This window comes from Ruegeria lacuscaerulensis (assembly GCF_013031245.1).
Classification (GTDB): Bacteria; Pseudomonadota; Alphaproteobacteria; order Rhodobacterales; family Rhodobacteraceae; genus Ruegeria; species Ruegeria lacuscaerulensis_C.
The window spans coordinates 50075-67054 of the sequence record NZ_WPZL01000022.1 but is presented as its reverse complement, the minus strand read 5'-3'; the positions used below and the strand labels follow the sequence as shown (position 1 = coordinate 67054).

General features: G+C 55.5%; 18 protein-coding genes and 1 pseudogene. 4 read left to right on the top strand and 15 right to left on the bottom strand.

Translation table 11 applies throughout. The features are described 5' to 3' along the window. Positions 1 to 716: pseudogene (locus GOX66_RS25645) on the top strand (hypothetical protein); the annotation flags it as partial. A 207-nt stretch (positions 717 to 923) separates the two neighbouring features. Beyond that, complete coding sequence (locus tag GOX66_RS19430; RefSeq protein ID WP_170764677.1) at positions 924 to 1877, top strand: helix-turn-helix transcriptional regulator; 954 nt, start codon at positions 924 to 926, stop codon at positions 1875 to 1877. 171 nt (positions 1878 to 2048) lie between these two features. Here GOX66_RS19430 and GOX66_RS19425 read toward each other — a convergent pair whose 3' ends face one another. The 9 genes from GOX66_RS19425 to GOX66_RS19385 all read right to left on the bottom strand — a co-directional run bounded on the left by GOX66_RS19425 (position 2049) and on the right by GOX66_RS19385 (position 10795). Further along, positions 2049 to 2261: a DUF3329 domain-containing protein gene (locus GOX66_RS19425; protein WP_170764675.1), complete on the bottom strand. Its 213-nt coding sequence runs from the start codon at positions 2259 to 2261 to the stop codon at positions 2049 to 2051. Between the two features lie 222 nt (positions 2262 to 2483). Then, complete coding sequence (locus GOX66_RS19420) at positions 2484 to 3485, bottom strand: ABC transporter permease (protein WP_170764674.1); 1002 nt, start codon at positions 3483 to 3485, stop codon at positions 2484 to 2486. A gap of 10 nt (positions 3486 to 3495) precedes the next feature. Continuing rightward, on the bottom strand, positions 3496 to 4251 hold the full coding sequence (locus GOX66_RS19415; protein ID WP_170432336.1) for an ATP-binding cassette domain-containing protein: 756 nt from the start codon (positions 4249 to 4251) through the stop codon (positions 3496 to 3498). 19 nt (positions 4252 to 4270) lie between these two features. Then, the gene (locus GOX66_RS19410; protein ID WP_170764673.1) at positions 4271 to 5503 is read right to left on the bottom strand and encodes an ROK family transcriptional regulator; all 1233 of its coding nucleotides are present in this window, start codon (positions 5501 to 5503) and stop codon (positions 4271 to 4273) included. 75 nt (positions 5504 to 5578) lie between these two features. Further along, positions 5579 to 6223: a nucleoside/nucleotide kinase family protein gene (locus GOX66_RS19405; RefSeq protein WP_170764672.1), complete on the bottom strand. Its 645-nt coding sequence runs from the start codon at positions 6221 to 6223 to the stop codon at positions 5579 to 5581. Continuing rightward, complete coding sequence (locus GOX66_RS19400) at positions 6216 to 7067, bottom strand: PfkB family carbohydrate kinase (protein ID WP_170764671.1); 852 nt, start codon at positions 7065 to 7067, stop codon at positions 6216 to 6218. The genes GOX66_RS19405 and GOX66_RS19400 overlap by 8 nt, the downstream gene beginning before the upstream one ends. Continuing rightward, positions 7064 to 8137, bottom strand: coding sequence for a class II fructose-bisphosphate aldolase (gene fba / locus GOX66_RS19395; protein WP_170764670.1), 1074 nt, complete (start codon positions 8135 to 8137; stop codon positions 7064 to 7066). Before fba ends, GOX66_RS19400 begins: the two co-directional genes overlap by 4 nt. A gap of 10 nt (positions 8138 to 8147) precedes the next feature. Next, complete coding sequence (locus GOX66_RS19390) at positions 8148 to 9635, bottom strand: family 43 glycosylhydrolase (protein WP_170764669.1); 1488 nt, start codon at positions 9633 to 9635, stop codon at positions 8148 to 8150. A gap of 83 nt (positions 9636 to 9718) precedes the next feature. Next, positions 9719 to 10795, bottom strand: a complete 1077-nt coding sequence (locus GOX66_RS19385; RefSeq protein WP_214652691.1) for a sugar ABC transporter substrate-binding protein — start codon at positions 10793 to 10795, stop codon at positions 9719 to 9721. A 316-nt stretch (positions 10796 to 11111) separates the two neighbouring features. Between GOX66_RS19385 and GOX66_RS19380 the strand changes: the two genes are divergently transcribed. Both GOX66_RS19380 and GOX66_RS26350 read left to right on the top strand, forming a co-directional pair. Further along, positions 11112 to 11360, top strand: a complete 249-nt coding sequence (locus GOX66_RS19380) for a hypothetical protein (RefSeq protein ID WP_170432354.1) — start codon at positions 11112 to 11114, stop codon at positions 11358 to 11360. Further along, positions 11314 to 11721: a GFA family protein gene (locus tag GOX66_RS26350; RefSeq protein ID WP_170764668.1), complete on the top strand. Its 408-nt coding sequence runs from the start codon at positions 11314 to 11316 to the stop codon at positions 11719 to 11721. The genes GOX66_RS19380 and GOX66_RS26350 overlap by 47 nt, the downstream gene beginning before the upstream one ends. 102 nt (positions 11722 to 11823) lie before the next feature. On the opposite strand, the gene GOX66_RS19370 is transcribed toward GOX66_RS26350, so the two are convergent. From GOX66_RS19370 to GOX66_RS19345, 6 genes are all read right to left on the bottom strand, one after another. Beyond that, positions 11824 to 12597 carry an SDR family NAD(P)-dependent oxidoreductase gene (locus GOX66_RS19370; RefSeq protein ID WP_170764666.1) on the bottom strand — a complete coding sequence of 258 codons (774 nt, stop codon included), beginning with the start codon at positions 12595 to 12597 and terminating at the stop codon, positions 11824 to 11826. 106 nt (positions 12598 to 12703) lie between these two features. Continuing rightward, a complete protein-coding gene (locus GOX66_RS19365; protein WP_170432380.1) occupies positions 12704 to 13384 on the bottom strand; it encodes an IS6 family transposase in 681 nt (226 codons plus the stop codon). A 182-nt stretch (positions 13385 to 13566) separates the two neighbouring features. Beyond that, entirely contained in the window at positions 13567 to 14340 is a 774-nt protein-coding gene (locus tag GOX66_RS19360; RefSeq protein ID WP_170432386.1) for a type 1 glutamine amidotransferase, read from the bottom strand. Positions 14341 to 14498: 158 nt separating this feature from the next. Further along, positions 14499 to 15161 carry a GntR family transcriptional regulator gene (locus GOX66_RS19355; protein WP_170432389.1) on the bottom strand — a complete coding sequence of 221 codons (663 nt, stop codon included), beginning with the start codon at positions 15159 to 15161 and terminating at the stop codon, positions 14499 to 14501. A gap of 35 nt (positions 15162 to 15196) precedes the next feature. Then, complete coding sequence (locus GOX66_RS19350) at positions 15197 to 16162, bottom strand: threonine ammonia-lyase (RefSeq protein WP_336509504.1); 966 nt, start codon at positions 16160 to 16162, stop codon at positions 15197 to 15199. Positions 16163 to 16166: 4 nt separating this feature from the next. Further along, the gene (locus GOX66_RS19345; RefSeq protein WP_170432392.1) at positions 16167 to 16970 is read right to left on the bottom strand and encodes an aspartate dehydrogenase; all 804 of its coding nucleotides are present in this window, start codon (positions 16968 to 16970) and stop codon (positions 16167 to 16169) included. Positions 16971 to 16980 lie beyond the last annotated feature (10 nt).

Below are 16980 nucleotides of genomic sequence, written 5' to 3'. Positions count from 1 at the left end.
TTCGGTCCTGGCCGCGCGCTGACAAGTTGAAATACATGACGCTGGACAGGCTCAGGTCACATGTTCAGGCCGCTCATGACCTTTGGAAAAGGATCGAAGATCATGTCGTAAAACCCGGTAAAATTTCGGGTGAACCCGAAGCTCGTTTCGGGTCCCATATACAAGACCAAATTGAAGAAACTATATTGTCCTGTAACGCCGACGGCGAGATTTCAATGCCCTCGGCTAAAGCCTCGGGCTCAACTTGTTCAGGCTTCGGGCCTGATGGCCCTGCGCATTGCTTAGAAAGCAATCATCCGCCGGATACGATATCGCGCAAGCCCCAAAAACTGCCTCGGGTGAACAATCGCATCCTGTATGATCTGGCATCCCCTGAGCTGCGCATGCATATCGATTTCGCTGGCGGTGGTGAACAGAACTGCAACCCAAGCCTCTATGCGATTGAAACCGGCGTTTGGTCCCGGCTTTCAGAGATCGGTACCAATGTCTCCGCCTGGCGTGCGGCGATTGATCGATTGACCATAATGGGAGCGATCCTTGCTGGAGTGATCACGGATGCAAGGCTGAGCGACCCTAAACTGCCGCCCGTTGTCAACCCAGGCGGATATCTGCGCGGTATGGTGCAGGCTGATGAACGGGGTGAACTGAACCTGATTTCCAGTTTCATGGGGTTGTTGGCGCGAAGAGCATGGGAGGAGGAAGACGGGCTTCGCTAGGACCGTGCGAAATTCCATTAGCTTGTTTATGCGTACGTCGCCGACCTCTCAAATCCATGTGTTTCATCGGCAGGATTTCGCTCTGTTTCCGTCTCCAGAACAGAACTGTATTCAAATCTGTGATTGGCTACGGGAATTCCCGAGTGGTTTGTTCAGCTTTAGGTTGCTACGCGGCCTCGATGGCGACGCGGAACAGGAAGACGATCTATGAAAATTGCGGATATTGGCAATTCTGAACTGGATTTCAGGCAAACAGGCGAAGCGCGCCTCCAGGAAATTTGCTCCAGGTTTGGATTGGAGAATGCGTCCTACGCCCATATCGATAAGCATCAAAACGTTGTCCACGGCTGCACCACGTTTCCAGAGGAGTGGGTCAGGTATTACGTCGACAACGATCTGGTTCTGGTCGATCCCCTCATTCGGTTCGGCGCCACTATGATCGCTCCGATTGATTGGACAGCATTCGAAAACCAATCCGACTATGCAGCGCTTTTTGAGGCAGCCAGACGGTTTGGCGTTGGTCGCAACGGCCTGACTATTCCAGTCATCAATCCTTTTGGTGAGCGCGGCGTTTTTACCGTCACATCCAATGCACCTCGCGCCGAATGGGAGGCACTGATCGCGACAATGCTCCCTGCCCTGCGCCACGAAGCCCAGGTATTGCACCTGCTCGCCCTTGATGTCATTGAAACCGTGTTCAACTTTCCGTCGGATTCCCTCTCTGGTGATGAGTTGGATGTGTTGAAGATGCTCGCGTCAGGTTTGATACCGTCTGTCATTGGCAGGCAGACGGGGCATTCTTCGCGAATGGTAGAAGCCCTTACCGCTTCCATCACCACCAAGCTCAAAAGCCGGACGATTGAACAGGCAGTGGCGCGGGCAGTCAGTACTGGATTTCTTAAGTGGAGTGACTTCTTTGCCGACCCTGTGGCCGAACTGGTAAATATGGAAACTCAGCGACTATGCGGTGGCATCGTCCGTTGGGCTGGCAGGTCTCACGAGTTTATCGCTTTTGAAGACGGCAGACTGGTTCGGAACGCTGATAGCTTTCAGCCGGTCCAGATCCCGGATCTCGCGAGAGAGTTTAACTTGAGTGCAAACGAGGTGGTCGAGGAACTTGCGTGTAACCGTGATCAAAGACTGCGGATCAGGTATCTCTGAATTCGGCAAATACGCACTGCTTCGTCTTTGAAGAGACCGCAGGCGCAAGTTTCACATAATTTAGCTTTCACCGCTGCGTCGCCGTAGTAGATCTCATTCTACATCCAGTTTCGAAATCCCCGATTCTGCTGAAAACGCGTCACGTTCAAAGCTTGGCTACAGCGCCTTTATTCACCCTTTAGTCTCTTGATCTGACGCCTCGTCGGGCCAACCAGAAAGGAAAAACTGCCAGGTCGCGATGGCCCCAATCGCACCAAACAGTATGGCCCAGAACAAGTTCCCGGTTACAAGCTCCAGGATCGCCCATCCAACGCTCAAGAGTGTGACGGCAACCCGCCGCCAGAGCGGAAGAAAGAAGGGTACGCGAAGTTCGAACATGTTCATCCGGGGATCACTCCAACGCTATGGAACACGCGATGTTAGACCTCTGGCACGATAGGTGCGCTGGTAAATGCAATCAACCAACGCCCTTCTCCACGGTTACACGTCTCAGATGCTGCGCATGCCGTTGAGCAGTTGCAATTGTCGTCGGCCGCACTGCCAACATTCAATGCCTCGGCATCGTTGCGCACAGCCCAGACAGCCACACCACGATGTCATTCGCTGTCACTTCACCACGTCCACCTTGCTTCTGTTCAGCGAAATAGCGATGGCCGCAATCAGCAAAACACCCAGGGCGACCTGACTCCATGATGGTGGTACGCCCGCGATTGTTAGCCCGTTGCGGACGATCGTCAGGGTCAATGCCCCGATGATCGTCTTGACTACACTGCCATAGCCACCCGTCAGCGGCGTACCACCAAGCGCAACTGCAGCAATTGCGTCGAGCTCAATCATCAGACCCGCCTGTGGCGTCGCCGCCCCTGCCCTTGCCAGGTTGACGCAAGCCGCCAACCCCACCATCAACCCTGCGGCGGCAAAGACCTTGATCTTGAACGTCGTGACATTGATGCCGACCAGGCGGAGCACCTTCTCGTTGCCACCTACGGCGCGCAACTGTTGACCAAAAACAGTCTTCTCATAAAAGGCCCACATGAACAGCGCGACAATCGCCGCAAGGATGAAGATCGCGGGAAATTTGCCCATCGACAGAAGCCATGGCGCGGCAACGGATGAGATGTTGGTGCCGCCTGACACGCTATCGTCCGTTATGTAGATCGCGGTGCCGTCGGACGCGATAATCACAATGGCCCGCACGATGATGAGCATTGCCAAAGTTGTTACAAATGATGGGATCTTGAGCAGTGAAATAATCAGGCCGTTGACCATGCCAACAAGGCCACCTGCGACAATTCCCAGGATCAAGCCCACATCCCCGAACCAGAGCATTCCAAGTGCTCCCAGAAACGCCGAAAATGCCAGGCTTGACCCGATGGAGATATCAATTGAACCGGTTGTCACGATCATCAACTGTGCAAAAGCCAGCAACATCAAGACAGGCGTTTGCTGCGCGATGAACGTCCAGTTGCGCATCGACATGAAGCGGTCGCCGGAAATCGCCCAGAACAACAAGATCACCAGAACAATGGCAATGAAAGGCACATAGTCTCGCAACATTTCCGCGCGTTTGGGCGTCAGGAAGGGGCCGGAGGCGGTTGTTTCGGTCATGTCGTTCTCCTCATTCGCCGAGAGTTATGGCCTTCACGAGCCGGTCCGAAGTAATCTCGTCGCGTTTGAATTCACGCGATGTGACCCCGTGATGGGTCACTACGATACGGTCAGCGAGGCGGCGCACCTGATCGAGATTGTGGCTGACCAAAAGGAATGACGTGCCCTGCTTGTCGCGCACATCCTCAACCAATCGCTCGACCTCCGCCGTTTCATTCGGTCCAAGTGCAGCGGTCGGTTCGTCAAGGATTACGATGTCGCTTCCCCAGGCAATGGCGCGCCCGATCGCGATACTTTGTTGTTGTCCACCAGACATCGAGGAGATTGGTTGTGACAAATCCTGAACGGTGGTGACATTGAGCTGCGCGAGGGCTTCACGGGTTTTTTCGCGCATCTTTCGTTCATCCACAAAAATCCCCCATTTGCGGGGGATGCGCCCCAGAAACAGGTTGTAGGGCGCCGTCATATTGGGAACCAGTGCCAGATCCTGATAGACGACTTCGATCCCGCATTCCTGCATATGAGAAACGCTGTGCTCAGCCCGGGATACTTCCTTGCCATTGATGATGATCTCTCCGCCGTCCGGAACATGGGCCCCGGCCACAACCTTCATCAACGTTGATTTTCCGGCACCATTTCCGCCCACGATCGCGACAACTTCACCGCGATGAAGATCAAAGGAGCCGTCACGCAATGCCTGGACACCACCGAATGACTTCGAAACGTGTTTCACCGAAAGAAGAGGTTGAGCCGTCTGGTCATTCATAGTGGGTTCTCCTTCATTCCTATCCGCTTGCTTCGGCAACAACGGCTTCTGGCTCGGCTCTGGGAGAACCGAGATAGGTTTGTGCAAGTACGTCCAGAAAGGCTCCGCGCAGAACTGTATCTTCGCTTTGCTGGCTCAGCTCGATGTCGACCGCATCATAGATGCTTGGCAAAACCGTCGCTCTTACATGGGTCTTGATTTGTTCAAGAAAGTTTTGACCGAACCCGGCATATTCATCTCCGATCACCACCAAATCCGGATTGACGAAGTTGATGCAGTTGGTGATGCCTTGCGCCAGATAACGTGCAACCCTGTGCACCTCTTCGCTGGCAAGCCGGTCTTCCGCCGCATATGCATCGAGGACCTGAGAAAAATTAGCATCTGAAGTCAATGTCGTGCCGCTGACGTCCCCCGCGCGCTCCCGAATGGCGCGCAGTAGAGCAATGCGTGACGTAAAGAGTTCCAGACAGCCTCGATTTCCACATTTGCACTGCTCGCCATCAACGCTGATGGACGTATGCCCCAGTTCACCTGCAAGTCCTTGCGCCCCGCGGTGCACATGGCCATCCACGACAAGCGCCGAGCCGATCCCCTGACCGGCGGACACGTACAACATGACCTTGGCCCCCAGCGCCCGGCCATGATGGCGCCATTCAGTCAAGGCTGCTGCCTTGGCGTCGTGTGTGGAGTGAACAGGAATGTCGGGGTAGCGGGAGCGCAGCTCGGGGATCAGATCGAAGCCCTGCCATTGCGGGCTTTCAGTCATGAGGATGACACGTTCATCCCGCTCCAGGAACGGGCCAGGAACAGCCACGCCAATGCCATCGACCTGTTTCAAATTGCCAATCTGGCGATCCAGTATCTCGGAGATCTCCTTGAAAGTCTGCTTGGCGGACCCGTCTCGTGCGATGGGGAATTCATTGGTCTCCAGCAAGTCACCGCGCAGATTGAATGCAGCGATGGAAAAGCTACGCCGCTGCAGTCGGAGACAGAGGATGTATCGCCCGGAACCGACAAAGGCCAGGTTGATCGATCGCCGGCCGCGCCCCCCGCGAACAAGCCCCACTTCCTCTACGATGCCATTGTCGATAAGGGGTGCAATTGCACGGGTGACGGTCGCCTGATCCAATCCGGTGGCTACGCTGATTTCCTTGCGCGAGCACTCTCCCATGTCGTGCAAAGCCGCAAGGATGGCGCGCCTGTTGTGGCCTTGAATGCCTTCGATCGACAGGCCTTTTTGAGCAAGCTTCATGTCCGAACCCCAATTATTGCAATTTGGCTCAAACATAGCGAGTTTTGCTTGCGACCTGCAATCAACTGTGGGGTGCTACGCATTGACGACCTCCTGAAACAGGATGTCGGCGAATGTAGCACTTTGTCGGATCCTCTCCGCGTTGGGCATGTCGGTCTTGGTGATCTTTTCCCGCGTCTCGACTTCACCTCTGCCGCCACGTTCGTGGCGTTGCATCAAACGCTGCTTCAGGAGATCGTCCGGCGTATCTACAAAGATACGCAGGTCGAAATGCGATGCCGCTTGAAGCCAGGGCGCTTCATTCATCAGAATGTAGTTGCCCTCGATTATGCAAACGGCTTCGTTTCCTTCGATCCGGGTCCCTTCTGGGACCGGGTCATGTATGTGCCGGGAATATCGCGGCCACCAGAACGCATCTCCCTTGGACAAACGTTCCACCGCGCGGGCAAACGCGTTGCCATCAAATGTATCGATACGGCCTTTCACGCTCCTAAGCCCTTCGGCCTCAAGCTGGGCGTTTGTTTTGTGAAACCCGTCCATTGGGCAGTAGGCAGCGATGTGCCCGGCAGCGCGTAAATCCTCGGCCAGCCGCTCGGACAGCGTAGACTTTCCCGTCGCCGGAGGCCCCGCAATTGCGACAATGAGCGGCGGTTGACCCGCACCTATCCGCTTTTCAATTGCGCCCAGAAGGCTGGCATAGTCGGCGAGCTGCTCAGGCATCCATCCAACTCCGCGTACCCGCATGAGTGCATGACTTACCCGCGATCTGGTTGGCGATATTCAGCGCATCTATAAATGACCCGATCTCGAGATACGCGTGGCAGAAAGCGCCGTGGAAAATGTCCCCTGCGCCCAAGCTATCGACAACGTCCACCTCCAAAGCGGGTATCTCACCCTGACGTCCCTGATCATGCCAAACGACCCCAGCGTGACCCCGTGTCATCGCCCAGCGATGGATGCCCAGGTCCTCACACATATTGGCAAAGGCGCGTGGTCCCTCGGGACAAAACACGTCGCTGACAATTGGAATATCGGCCAGCTTTAGAAAGTCCGGTGACCAGTCTTTCCAGCCACCGCCATCCAAAATGATTGGCCCTTCAAACGCACGCAAAGCGTCAGCGTGGGCCGCAACAAAATGCCGTTCGTACTGGTCGATCTGAATCAACCCGTATCCTTCCGTCAGGATCAGATCATCTTGAGAGTGCACCTTTTCGCACTCATCCCCTGCGCCATTGACAATCATCCTGGCCCCAAGGCTCCGGGTTGAAACAACTGTCGAAAGAGGAATGCGATAGTCCGGGTCATTACAGATGTCGTGCACCGTAACGTTTCTGTCCTTCAGATCGGACGTCAGCATTGTCTTCATTGGACCCGGCGCGCCCAGCGATGTAGCCAGCGCCGCCCTTCCGCCAAGATGGGCAAACGTGACGGCGGCGTTCAAAGCAGACCCGCCCGGGATCACATCATTGCTCAATGCCTTGGTCTTCCCGTCCGGACCCGGAAAATCCTCGACAAGCGCGGTGACATCCATCACCGAGCGGCCTATGAACAGCGCCGGGCTCACGCGGCCTTCCGGGATGGATCGAGCCCGCCATCAGCATACCGCTTTGCCATTTCGGCAACTGGGATCGGCTTGATTTTACACCCGTGGCCCGCCGCCCCGAACCTCTCGAACCTGTCACGGACCAGCGTCTCAAGCTCCGCCATCCCGGCCAGGATAAACGCCCGCGGATCGAAGTTCGACGGGTTGTCCCGGGAGAAGCGCCGCATCGCGCCGGACATGGCCATGCGGCAATCGGTGTCGATGTTGATTTTTCGAACACCATGTCGGATCCCACGTTCGATCTCTTCGACGGGGACACCCCAGGTTTGTGGCATTTCACCGCCAGAGGCGTTTATCAGGTCCTGCAGGCCCTGTGGCACAGAGCTCGATCCATGCATCACAAGATGGGTATTCGGTACGCTACGGTGGATCGCCTCAATCTGGCTGATGGCCAGGATGTCACCATCCGGTTCCCGTGTGAACTTATAAGCGCCATGAGATGTCCCACAGGCTATCGCAAGCGCATCAACCTTGGTTGCAGCAACAAACTCCGCCGCCTGATCGGGATCGGTCAACAGCTGATCGTGATCCAGTTTGCCCTCTGCCCCGGACCCGTCTTCTTCACCCGCCTCGCCGGTTTCCAGCGATCCAAGAACACCCAGCTCTCCTTCGATTGAGGCACCCGTCCAATGTGCGATCTGTGCAACGCGGGCCGTGATATCGACGTTGTGGGCATAGCTGGCGGGTGTCTTGCCGTCGCCCATCAGGGAGCCATCCATCATAGCCGAGGTGAACCCCGCAGCGATGGCGCTGACGCAGGCCTGTTCATCATGGCCGTGGTCCTGGTGCAGACAGATTGGGTTGTCGGGATACATGGACGCCAGTGCGTTCACTATGGCGACGATCATCCGATCTCCGGCATAGGCCCTGCGAACATTTAAACTGGCTTGCAGGATCACCGGTGCGTCGCAGGCGCGCGCAGCGTTCATGATCGCAAGGCCCTGCTCCATATTGGAGATGTTGAACGCCGGCACACCAAATCCTTGATCCGCCGCATAATCAAGCAATTGTCTGAGGGTTATGAGGGGCATGGCGAGGCCTTTACTTGCGGAAGTTGAGATTGTGGAATTTGGCCGAGCCTTCCTGAACAAAGAGACCCCAGGCATCGGTATTGGAGATGTCATAGACCCTGAAGGATGCAACAACCTGCCCGGCCACAAAGCATTCTATGGCCGACCCGTTGCGCAGGATCTGGACCCGGTAACACCCATCCTCCGGTGTGAAGGCGAGCGGACGCTCAACCAATGGGCTGTCGATCTCCTGACGGACCTCAATGCCATGCCGCTCATTGAGCACCAGGCTGTCCCAAAGTGGATCCATCGCGGCAGGCCAGCGATCAAACAGGACGCGCTCCTTCATGGGCTCGATTGAAAGGCTGTAACCGCTGTCCAGATGATCGCCGCCTCGGGGTTCGATGAGAATACCCACTGCTTCAGTTGCGGGGCTGGGCTCGATAAGCACATCGAGCAACACATCATCCCGGTTCGGCCCGTCGATGAACGCGTATCCGTATGATCCTGTCGCATCACACCGAGGGTCTGCATCGCCGGTCCAGTCCCCTAACATGGGACGTAGCTTGTGGGGCACGGTCTCTGCGTAACTCTGGTCCACGTTATCGGGCAGTTTGCAGGTCAGCGTGCCGTCTGGCAGCGAGACAAGTTCGCGCGGGCTGCCCAGTTCTCCGCCCCAGACCCAGCTACGTTTGGGGCCGTGATGCTTGCGGAACGGAATCCATGCGAAACTCATGCGACGATCGCCATCGCTGGCGGATTTGGCGGCGTAGAACCGACGCCCGTCAAGACTGTCGAGCTTGCGGCTTTCCCAAGGACCATCCGGGGACTTTGACACCCGATACACGGTTTGCATTCGTTCCGAGTAGCGGCTTTCAACCAGATACCACCAATCGCCCAGCTTGAAGATTTCAGGGCATTCCGGGCAATGCGTCAGCATCGAGGACGCCAGCGGCGGGCCGACCTCCCAGCTTTCCAGATCATCGGACGTGGCTACGGCAACGCAGCCCCGACGAAACTGCGGACCTTCCTTGAGGCGTGCCGAGATCAGCATCTTGAAGCACCCTGCCTCTTCGTCGCGGTAGACAAAGGGGTCGCGCCAATCGACGGTTTCGTACCAGCGGGGATCGGGGGAGATCATCGGGTTGGATCCGGATTTCTCCCAGGTCTTGAGATCGGTCGATGTTGCTTTGCAAATTGACTGCGGCGAGGCCGATTGACGGTTGTAGCCTGTGTAGAAGAAGTGAAAAACGCCCTCGTGCTCAATGACAGAGCCGGTCCAGATCCCATCACCGTCGCATTCGCCATGCGCGCCGGGACCAAAAGCGTCGGGCATTACTTCCCAGTTTACGAGGTCATCTGACCGAAGATAAGCGGTCGAGACACGCGCCCGCTCAACATATTCCCAGGCGCCTACGGGGGGTTGGGAAAAAAACAGATGCCATGTGCCATCGTGGTAGAATGGCATTGTATCACCAGCGGCAGCACCGCGCTCCGGAGCGTATCCGAAAAGTCTCATCTGCGGACCTCGAAAAAGAGTTTGATATTTCTGGGTCCCCCGGCCCATTGAGCCGGGGGAGGGCATGCTGCGTGCAAGGGGAGTTATTGCACGTAGTCTTGCCAGTTTGCCTGCCAGGCGTCGATGAAACCAGGCAGATCAGCGTCGGGATTATGGACCTTGCTGAGACTGCGAATGGTGTCCGGCGAAAGAATACAGCCGTTCAGAAGACTGTTGGCATAGGTATCCACATTGTCGGCCGTTACTGGAATGAGGCCGACCCGAGGCTGGGTGTCTTCAATCGGGTGACCGTGCAGATAGTCATAGAGCTGGATAAGACCGAACCCGCCAACCATCCAGTGACCGCCGATCGAGAAGTCCAGCTTGCCGTCCTTGATGAACTGAGCCACCTGCTCGTCGATATCTGTGGTGATGATGGCGATGTCATCTCGCCCGGCCTGTTCCACCGCAAATTGACTGCCAAGGCCAGCGACCGCACCAAGCACGACGATCGCGTCAATCTCGCCAGGTCCGAAGCGGGCAATGAACTGTTCAGCATATTTCTGGCCATTCTCCCGGTTCAGACGATCCCAGGCCTCGGCGATCACCTCGACCCCTGCCGCGTCCAGTTCCGATTGGACACCAGCCCAGATTTCTTCCGCAGAGGTCACACCCTTCTGGTTCCAGACCATCGCGACTTTCTTGTGCCCCAGATCTGCCGTGGCTTTGCCAATCGCCTGCCCCCAAGTGTCATTGTTCTGGGTCACCTGCGCGATGAAATCCTCACCTTCATAGTCATCGTCGTAGCTGGACACCACCAGTCGACCGACGGCAATGCCCGGAATGTCATTCTCTTCCAGAAGACGGGCGACCTGGATACCGGCCGGCGACGTCAGCGGGTTGAAGATCAGCCCGTCCGGGCCGCTTGCGATGATGGATTCAGCTTGCGCAGCATGCTGCTCTTCCGAGTTCTGATCGTCAAACTCCTTCAGCTCGACACCAAGCGCTTCGGCGACGCATCGTTCAAAACGATGGCGGTTGATTACCCAAGGGTTTGTTTCGGGCTGGCCAAGGTCTGCGATTACCAGATCGGTACGAGCTTCGCTTTGAGCCGTTGCCACGCTCGCGAGCGGCAACATGGCTGCTGTCACAAGCAAAGGCTTGAGCATCTTGTAGGTCATGATCTCCTCCCTGGAGAGTTTTTCGCGTTGATTGCGGAGAGGTAAACTCCTATTTAATGCGTACTGCAATTAAATGCAGTTTGCAAGTATATATCCAACCTGCTGAACCGGCCCATGAACCTTGAGGTCGCGAAGTGGCAAAAATCCAGGTTTTGCGGCTCAAGCAGTCAAGGCATCAAGTTCCGCGCGAACCACGCGGTATGCCACGGCCCGGTGAGGAACCGGTTGGGCCGATGACCGACGACTGCGGGTCCATCGCACTCATTAGGAGGAAGATAAGCCTTTGGTATGATAGCAAATCAAGGAAGTTCAAAGGATGAGCCGGCAAAATCTCAAACGACACAAGCCACTTCTTCATTTCTCGGCCTATCTTGAACCGGCTTTGGATCAAGGCTCTAATCGGCCTCGAACAGTTGGTGATTTTGGCGCTGCTCTTGACGTCATCCGTATCGGAAAGCTGCGCTCCGTTTCGGTTTCAATCAAAAAAGGCGCCAAACACAACGATCTGGAGGCTTGTAATGGCGGCGGCAATTTGCACTGGTCAGTGTCTTTGTGGAAAAATTGAGGTTCGTATTTCGGGTTCTCCCGAATTTTCGGTTTTGTGTTTCTGTCTGGACTGTCAGAAAATTTCCGGTGGCGGCCATCTTCCGCAGTCTGCGTATCTTAGGCAGCATGTGGTAATTAGCGACGAGCCGAAGCTCTACAGCTGGGAGTCTGACGCAGGGAACACTGTCAGCCTGGGTTATTGTTCTGACTGTGGTTCGCCGATCTACAAAGCGACGTCGAAGATGCCGGAGTTTCTATTCGTCGCGGTAGGTGTTTTGGGCGACCACTCTGGTTTTGAGAACCCCCATATGGCTTTCGTCGAAAACTGCCGGGATTGGGACAGGTCACGCGATCTCAAACTGAAGGGTCCTCTACAGTGAAGGCTGGTCCAAATTCAATTCGCCAAGACGGTCGCTTCTCTCAACGCGCCCGTAAATGATCAGGCTTGTTTTTCGAACGCCGCAGTTTGATGGCCGCCGGAATTACCAGCAGGTGTAGCCGCCGTCGACAAGGACTATTGATCCAGTCATTAGGCTCGAAGCGTCTGAAGCAAGAAACTGGACCACTGAGGCTACCTCGTCTGCCCGCCCCATACGTTTCATGGGTGTACCCCCAATCCAGTGTTGCGCTAATTCCGGATCATCATGGACATGAGCAATCAGCTTTGTCTCAATGTAAGTAGGTGCCACGGCGTTCACCCGAACACCACGGTCACCCCATTCGCCGGCCAAACAACGTGTCAGGTGGTGCACTGCGGCTTTGGATGTGTTGTACTGTGCTTGCTCTTGAGGTCGGTTCGAGATTTCGCCCGACATAGAGCCGAGATTAACGATCGCGCCGCGGCCTGCTTTTAGCATCTCCTTCCCGAAGGCGCGGCAACACCAAAAAAGACCGTTGAGGTTTACGTCAAGCGTTGCCTGCCAAACCTCGTCAGTCATATCTTCTGCGGGTTCAAAACTCTTACCGATACCGGCATTATTAACCAAAACATCGATCTTGCCGTATCGGTCGATGATCCGTCCCACCAAGGCGTTTACAGCGGTGGAATCTGTCACGTCCAATTGCTCCGCGTCTGCCTGATACCCGGAACCAACAAGATTGTTCGCTGCGGACCGGGCGCCCGCCTCATCAATGTCGGCGATTATTACGGTGGCACCCGCCTCCGCCAAGGCTTCGGCACATGCAAAACCAATGCCGGTACCGGCCCCTGTCACGACAGCGACGCGGTCAGTCATCGATAGCTTTTCAAGATACATCCTGTATTGCCTCCCCTCGATTTGGTCAGTTGTTCCAATTAGGGGTCCATCAGGCTTTGTTGCAAAGTTTTGAGCTTACCGAATTGTCTTGGCGATCAGAACGAAGTTAAGCTGCCAGTTCAGCGAATTGTTTAAACGGACAGAGTCCGGGCGCGAATTGGCCCTTTCGGATCATGTGCGACACCTCGATGCCAGCAAGTGTTGCTGCAGCTGAGGCAAAGCTCTTGAAACCGAGCATCGGGCGAGTTCGCCTTTTGATGAAACGATGGTCTTGTTCTACGATGTTGTTCAGATATTTCCGCCTGACCATCTCGATCGGGATGGGGCAGCCAAAACCCGCAAGCATCTTGTTGATTGCCTTGATGCCAGCGGTGTTGGCACCGCTTTTGTCGATAACGATCTTTCGCGGCAGACCGTTGACCTCCATCATTCGGGCGAAAAACCTTGTGGCGGCCGGCTTGTTTCGACGCTCGAACAGCATGAAATCAAGAGTTTTGCCGTGTTTGTCTACGGCACGATAAAGATAAACCCATGTGCCTTTTACTTTGATGTACGTTTCATCCATTCTCCAGGAGCGGTCGCATGGTCCCTTGCGACGACGCGCTGCATCAGCAATTGCGCCAGAATACCTTGTCACCCAGCGGTTCAGTGTGGTGTGATCCACCGTGACGCCTCGCTCGAGCATGATTTCTTCCAGATCGCGATAGGACACGCCGAAACGGACATAGAAGAAGACCGCAAACAGGATCACGTCTTTCGGATATTGTGCGCCTTTGAAAGAGATCATGAACCGACTCTCGAGTTGAAAATAACGATAGCCATTCACTCGCAGCACCGAAGAGCGTCAACAGCTAAAAGTTTGCAACAGATCCATACCAATATCCGCAAAGGAACGCTGAAGCAGTCTGAGCATTTGTCGGCGTTATTTTTCGAACAATAGCGAAAACGAGTTCAGATTCCGTATTGGTCCTATGGACTCAACGTGACTGGACGTTGTTTATTCAACTCTTTTGCAGCAATTGCCATGAAGTTTCGAAGCAAGGCCGCACCATCCTGATCATCCGAATAGTTCTCGACATGCTCTGGCTCGGTCTGTTCATACATGCAGGACCAGACTGATCGGCGGGATTCCGGATGGAATTGTGTCGTATACCAATGGTTGCCGTGGTCGATACAGATGGCGTTGCTCTCACCGATGCGGGCCAGTACCTTTGCTTTCTGCGCTTCTGACGGAATCACATGCAGATAGTTGGCAAAGTTGAAACGGGGGAATGTGGACAGGCCTTCAAAAAGGGGGTGCTGGCGCCCAAGGTCTGTCAGCTCAATCTCATAGGTTCCGGCAAGCGTACCTCCGGTACGGCCATCAAGCACGCCATCCTCGAACTGCGTAGACACCAATTGATGTCCACCACAAATGCCAAGCAAAGGTTTCCCGGCATCGCGATACCGGCGCAACCAGGAATAGAGCGCGTGCAGCCAGGGGCGGTCCTCGGTGACTACATGCATCGTGCCGCCGAGGATGACACAATCGACATCATCCACCGCAGGCAGTGCATCACCGCGACAAATGTCGACGCCGGATAGTGAAAAACCCGTTTCCAGCGCCACGGGTCCAAACCAGTCCACGATCCAATCTTTTTCCTGGCCGGAAGTACACAAGCCTCCAAAGTGATCGGGGTTGAAAAGCTCATTCTCACCCAACATGGAAATGAACAGCAAAGAGTTCCCGGCTGTATCGGTCATGGTATTTCTTTCGCTATCTTGGGCGGGCAGACGCTGCGGCCGCCCCGATGTTCAATGATTGAAGAAATCTAGCTCAAATTGTATACCAATTCAATGATTTTAACTGGATAATCTACCAAAATGTGCCCCAATGAAGATATAGGTATACCTATGAAGGATCACTCTGCTTCAAAAAGAACACCGCCTTCCTCTTGGATGGCATCCAGACGCGACACGACCACTCTGAGATAGGTTTTGTGGATCGAGGCCGTCAACTTGATATCGCCGATCTCCAGACTGCGGCGCAATATTCGGATCTCATCCTTCAAATCCTCGACTTGGACGCGCATCTCGACGCGATCCAGCAACAAGAACCAAAAGCGCGCGGACTGATAGAATAATGTGTCGTTGATATCCTCCAGCACCGCGTTGGTGGTCAACCCATGCAGGATTTTGTGCAAGCGCAGAAGCACGCGCGCGAATTCGCGTTTGTCGTGACTATCCAGCATCGCATCGCACCGCGCTTCCAACTCGCGCATCTCGTCCAGTATGGCCGGATTCCGAGGGGACGGAGCGGAATCACCCAGCGCATCCATGAGCCTCATGCGCACGATATAGACATCGCGCATGGATTTCAGATCGATTGAGGTAACGATGGTGCCATGCCCGTGCTGGCTGGAGATCAGACCGATGTGTTCAAGCTTTTGCAGCACGGCCCGCATCGGCGTGCGGCTGACGCCAAATTCCGTTGCCAATTCCCGCTCGTTCAGGCGCGTTCCCGGCTGATAGTCAAGAAGGCAGATACGCCGGCGCATCTCGAGATAGATATCGTTCTTCGTCATGCGTTGCTCACTATCGATAACGGGTATTCGCCAACTTATGCCATCCACGTGAGAAAACTGTCCATATCAACGTTGCCGCCCGTCACCAGAGCAACGACGGTCTGCCCTTGCAAGGCGCGTTTGTTTGACACGGCTGCGGCCACTGAAACTGCGCCGCCGGGTTCGGCAACAACCTTGAGCTCTGTGAACAAAGTCCGCATTGCGGCAACAACATCTAGCTCGTTGACGGAATAGCCACCCGACAGGGTCTTCAGGTTGATTGGAAAGGTTAGCTGTCCGGGTCGCGCGGTCACGATCGAGTCGCAAATCGAGCTGTGACCCGGCTCAATCGACAGGGCAGTTCCCGCTTCTAGAGAGCGCTTGGTATCATCAAAATTCCGGGGTTCAGCCGCCCAGATTTCAGTGTCCTCATGGCGCGCGAGCATGGCAGTAGACAGCCCGGCGATTAGCCCGCCACCTCCGGCGGGGCAAATGACTCTATCCGCCCTTACGCCAAGCGCGTCCAATTGCTCAGCTATTTCCAGCCCAGTTGTACCTTGCCCGGCCATCAGGTCGTAATCGTCATAGGGCGGCACCAGCGTTGCGCCGGTTTTTTCGGCGATGTCCTGGGCTATTTTGGCCCGGTCACCCGTCTGTCGGTCATAGGTGATAACCTCGGCCCCCCACTGGGCGGTGTTGTCAAGCTTTATGCGGGGCGCATCTGCTGGCATCACTATCTTAGCCGAAACCCCCATCGCGTTTGCGGCAGCCGCAACGCCTTGTGCGTGGTTGCCGGATGAATATGCCACGACCCCTGCCTTGCGCTGGCCTTCGCCAAGCGACGCAATCTTGTTGTAAGCACCACGTATTTTGAACGAGCCGGTCTTTTGCAGGCAATCCGATTTGATCAGCAACCGGAACCCAAGCGCGTTGTTGAGCAGTGGAGATTCCAACAACGGGGTTCGGATCACGACATCCTGTAACCGCTCGGCAGCCTGAGTGATCATTTCAATGGTCAACACTGCGTCACGTCCCCACCTGCAAAGTTGAATGAAAGCGGCGTAGAAGCGCGATCACGCTTCGGGCGGTGATGATGCCGGTAGCCGGGTTTTCAGCGCTCGGCCGGTTCTGAATAGACATTGTGAAATCCGAGCTGTCGGAAGTTACCTCTACCGAATGTGTGTTTCGCGTCAGGGATGGATCAGCCCAGACCTCCATGCGGGTCTTGTCTGGACCAAGCCCGGCCATGCTGATCGCTGCCGCGACATTCACGTTGGCGGGGAATTCGCGTGCCACTTCGGTGACACTGCCTGCGATCACTTGTTTTGGCCCTTGAAGCGCGGTTAGATCCATGCCCAACCGCGCGACAAAAGGTGCCCTGATAAGGCTTTCGACCGGTTTGCGGGTCACTATTGTGACCGAATGAATCTGGCCGACATTCACTGCATTCAACGCGTCCAGACCCAGCATCGCACCTGACGCGACCATAATGCGGCTACCGTTTTTCGCCGCAAGAGAGATTAGGTCGTCCCGGGCAAGCAACTGGCTGGCCGAAAGCACAACCAGTTGCTTGCCTGCCCGCAAAACCGGGTCAGCCAGATCGCCGAACAATGCGGGGGGGAGAGCTTCGATCACACAATCACAGGTCAAGGCCAACGTTCCGAAATCCACTACATGCGCCGGATGTTTCAGAGTATCATTCAGGGCAGCCGCCTTTTCGCTGGTTCGCGCCGCCAGACCACCCAGCGCACATCCTGGAACTTCACCGTTGTCCAATGCGCGTGCAACCGCCGCACCGACAGCTCCGATACCGGCAACTCCAATTCTCATAACAGGTCTT

Bases quoted from the DNA above. Each gene is read 5' to 3' on its own strand.
- GOX66_RS26350 (WP_170764668.1), top strand. From the start codon at position 11,314: ATGGCGGCGGCAATTTGCACTGGTCAGTGTCTTTGTGGAAAAATTGAG.
- GOX66_RS19385 (WP_214652691.1), bottom strand. From the start codon at position 10,795: ATGACCTACAAGATGCTCAAGCCTTTGCTTGTGACAGCAGCCATGTTG.
- GOX66_RS19345 (WP_170432392.1), bottom strand. From the start codon at position 16,970: ATGAGAATTGGAGTTGCCGGTATCGGAGCTGTCGGTGCGGCGGTTGCA.
- GOX66_RS19430 (WP_170764677.1), top strand. From the start codon at position 924: ATGAAAATTGCGGATATTGGCAATTCTGAACTGGATTTCAGGCAAACA.
- GOX66_RS19390 (WP_170764669.1), bottom strand. From the start codon at position 9,635: ATGAGACTTTTCGGATACGCTCCGGAGCGCGGTGCTGCCGCTGGTGAT.
- GOX66_RS19370 (WP_170764666.1), bottom strand. From the start codon at position 12,597: ATGTATCTTGAAAAGCTATCGATGACTGACCGCGTCGCTGTCGTGACA.
- GOX66_RS19425 (WP_170764675.1), bottom strand. From the start codon at position 2,261: ATGAACATGTTCGAACTTCGCGTACCCTTCTTTCTTCCGCTCTGGCGG.
- GOX66_RS19420 (WP_170764674.1), bottom strand. From the start codon at position 3,485: ATGACCGAAACAACCGCCTCCGGCCCCTTCCTGACGCCCAAACGCGCG.
- GOX66_RS19380 (WP_170432354.1), top strand. From the start codon at position 11,112: ATGAGCCGGCAAAATCTCAAACGACACAAGCCACTTCTTCATTTCTCG.
- GOX66_RS19415 (WP_170432336.1), bottom strand. From the start codon at position 4,251: ATGAATGACCAGACGGCTCAACCTCTTCTTTCGGTGAAACACGTTTCG.
- GOX66_RS19410 (WP_170764673.1), bottom strand. From the start codon at position 5,503: ATGAAGCTTGCTCAAAAAGGCCTGTCGATCGAAGGCATTCAAGGCCAC.
- fba (WP_170764670.1), bottom strand. From the start codon at position 8,137: ATGCCCCTCATAACCCTCAGACAATTGCTTGATTATGCGGCGGATCAA.
- GOX66_RS19355 (WP_170432389.1), bottom strand. From the start codon at position 15,161: ATGACGAAGAACGATATCTATCTCGAGATGCGCCGGCGTATCTGCCTT.
- GOX66_RS19365 (WP_170432380.1), bottom strand. From the start codon at position 13,384: ATGATCTCTTTCAAAGGCGCACAATATCCGAAAGACGTGATCCTGTTT.
- GOX66_RS19405 (WP_170764672.1), bottom strand. From the start codon at position 6,223: ATGCCTGAGCAGCTCGCCGACTATGCCAGCCTTCTGGGCGCAATTGAA.
- GOX66_RS19360 (WP_170432386.1), bottom strand. From the start codon at position 14,340: ATGACCGATACAGCCGGGAACTCTTTGCTGTTCATTTCCATGTTGGGT.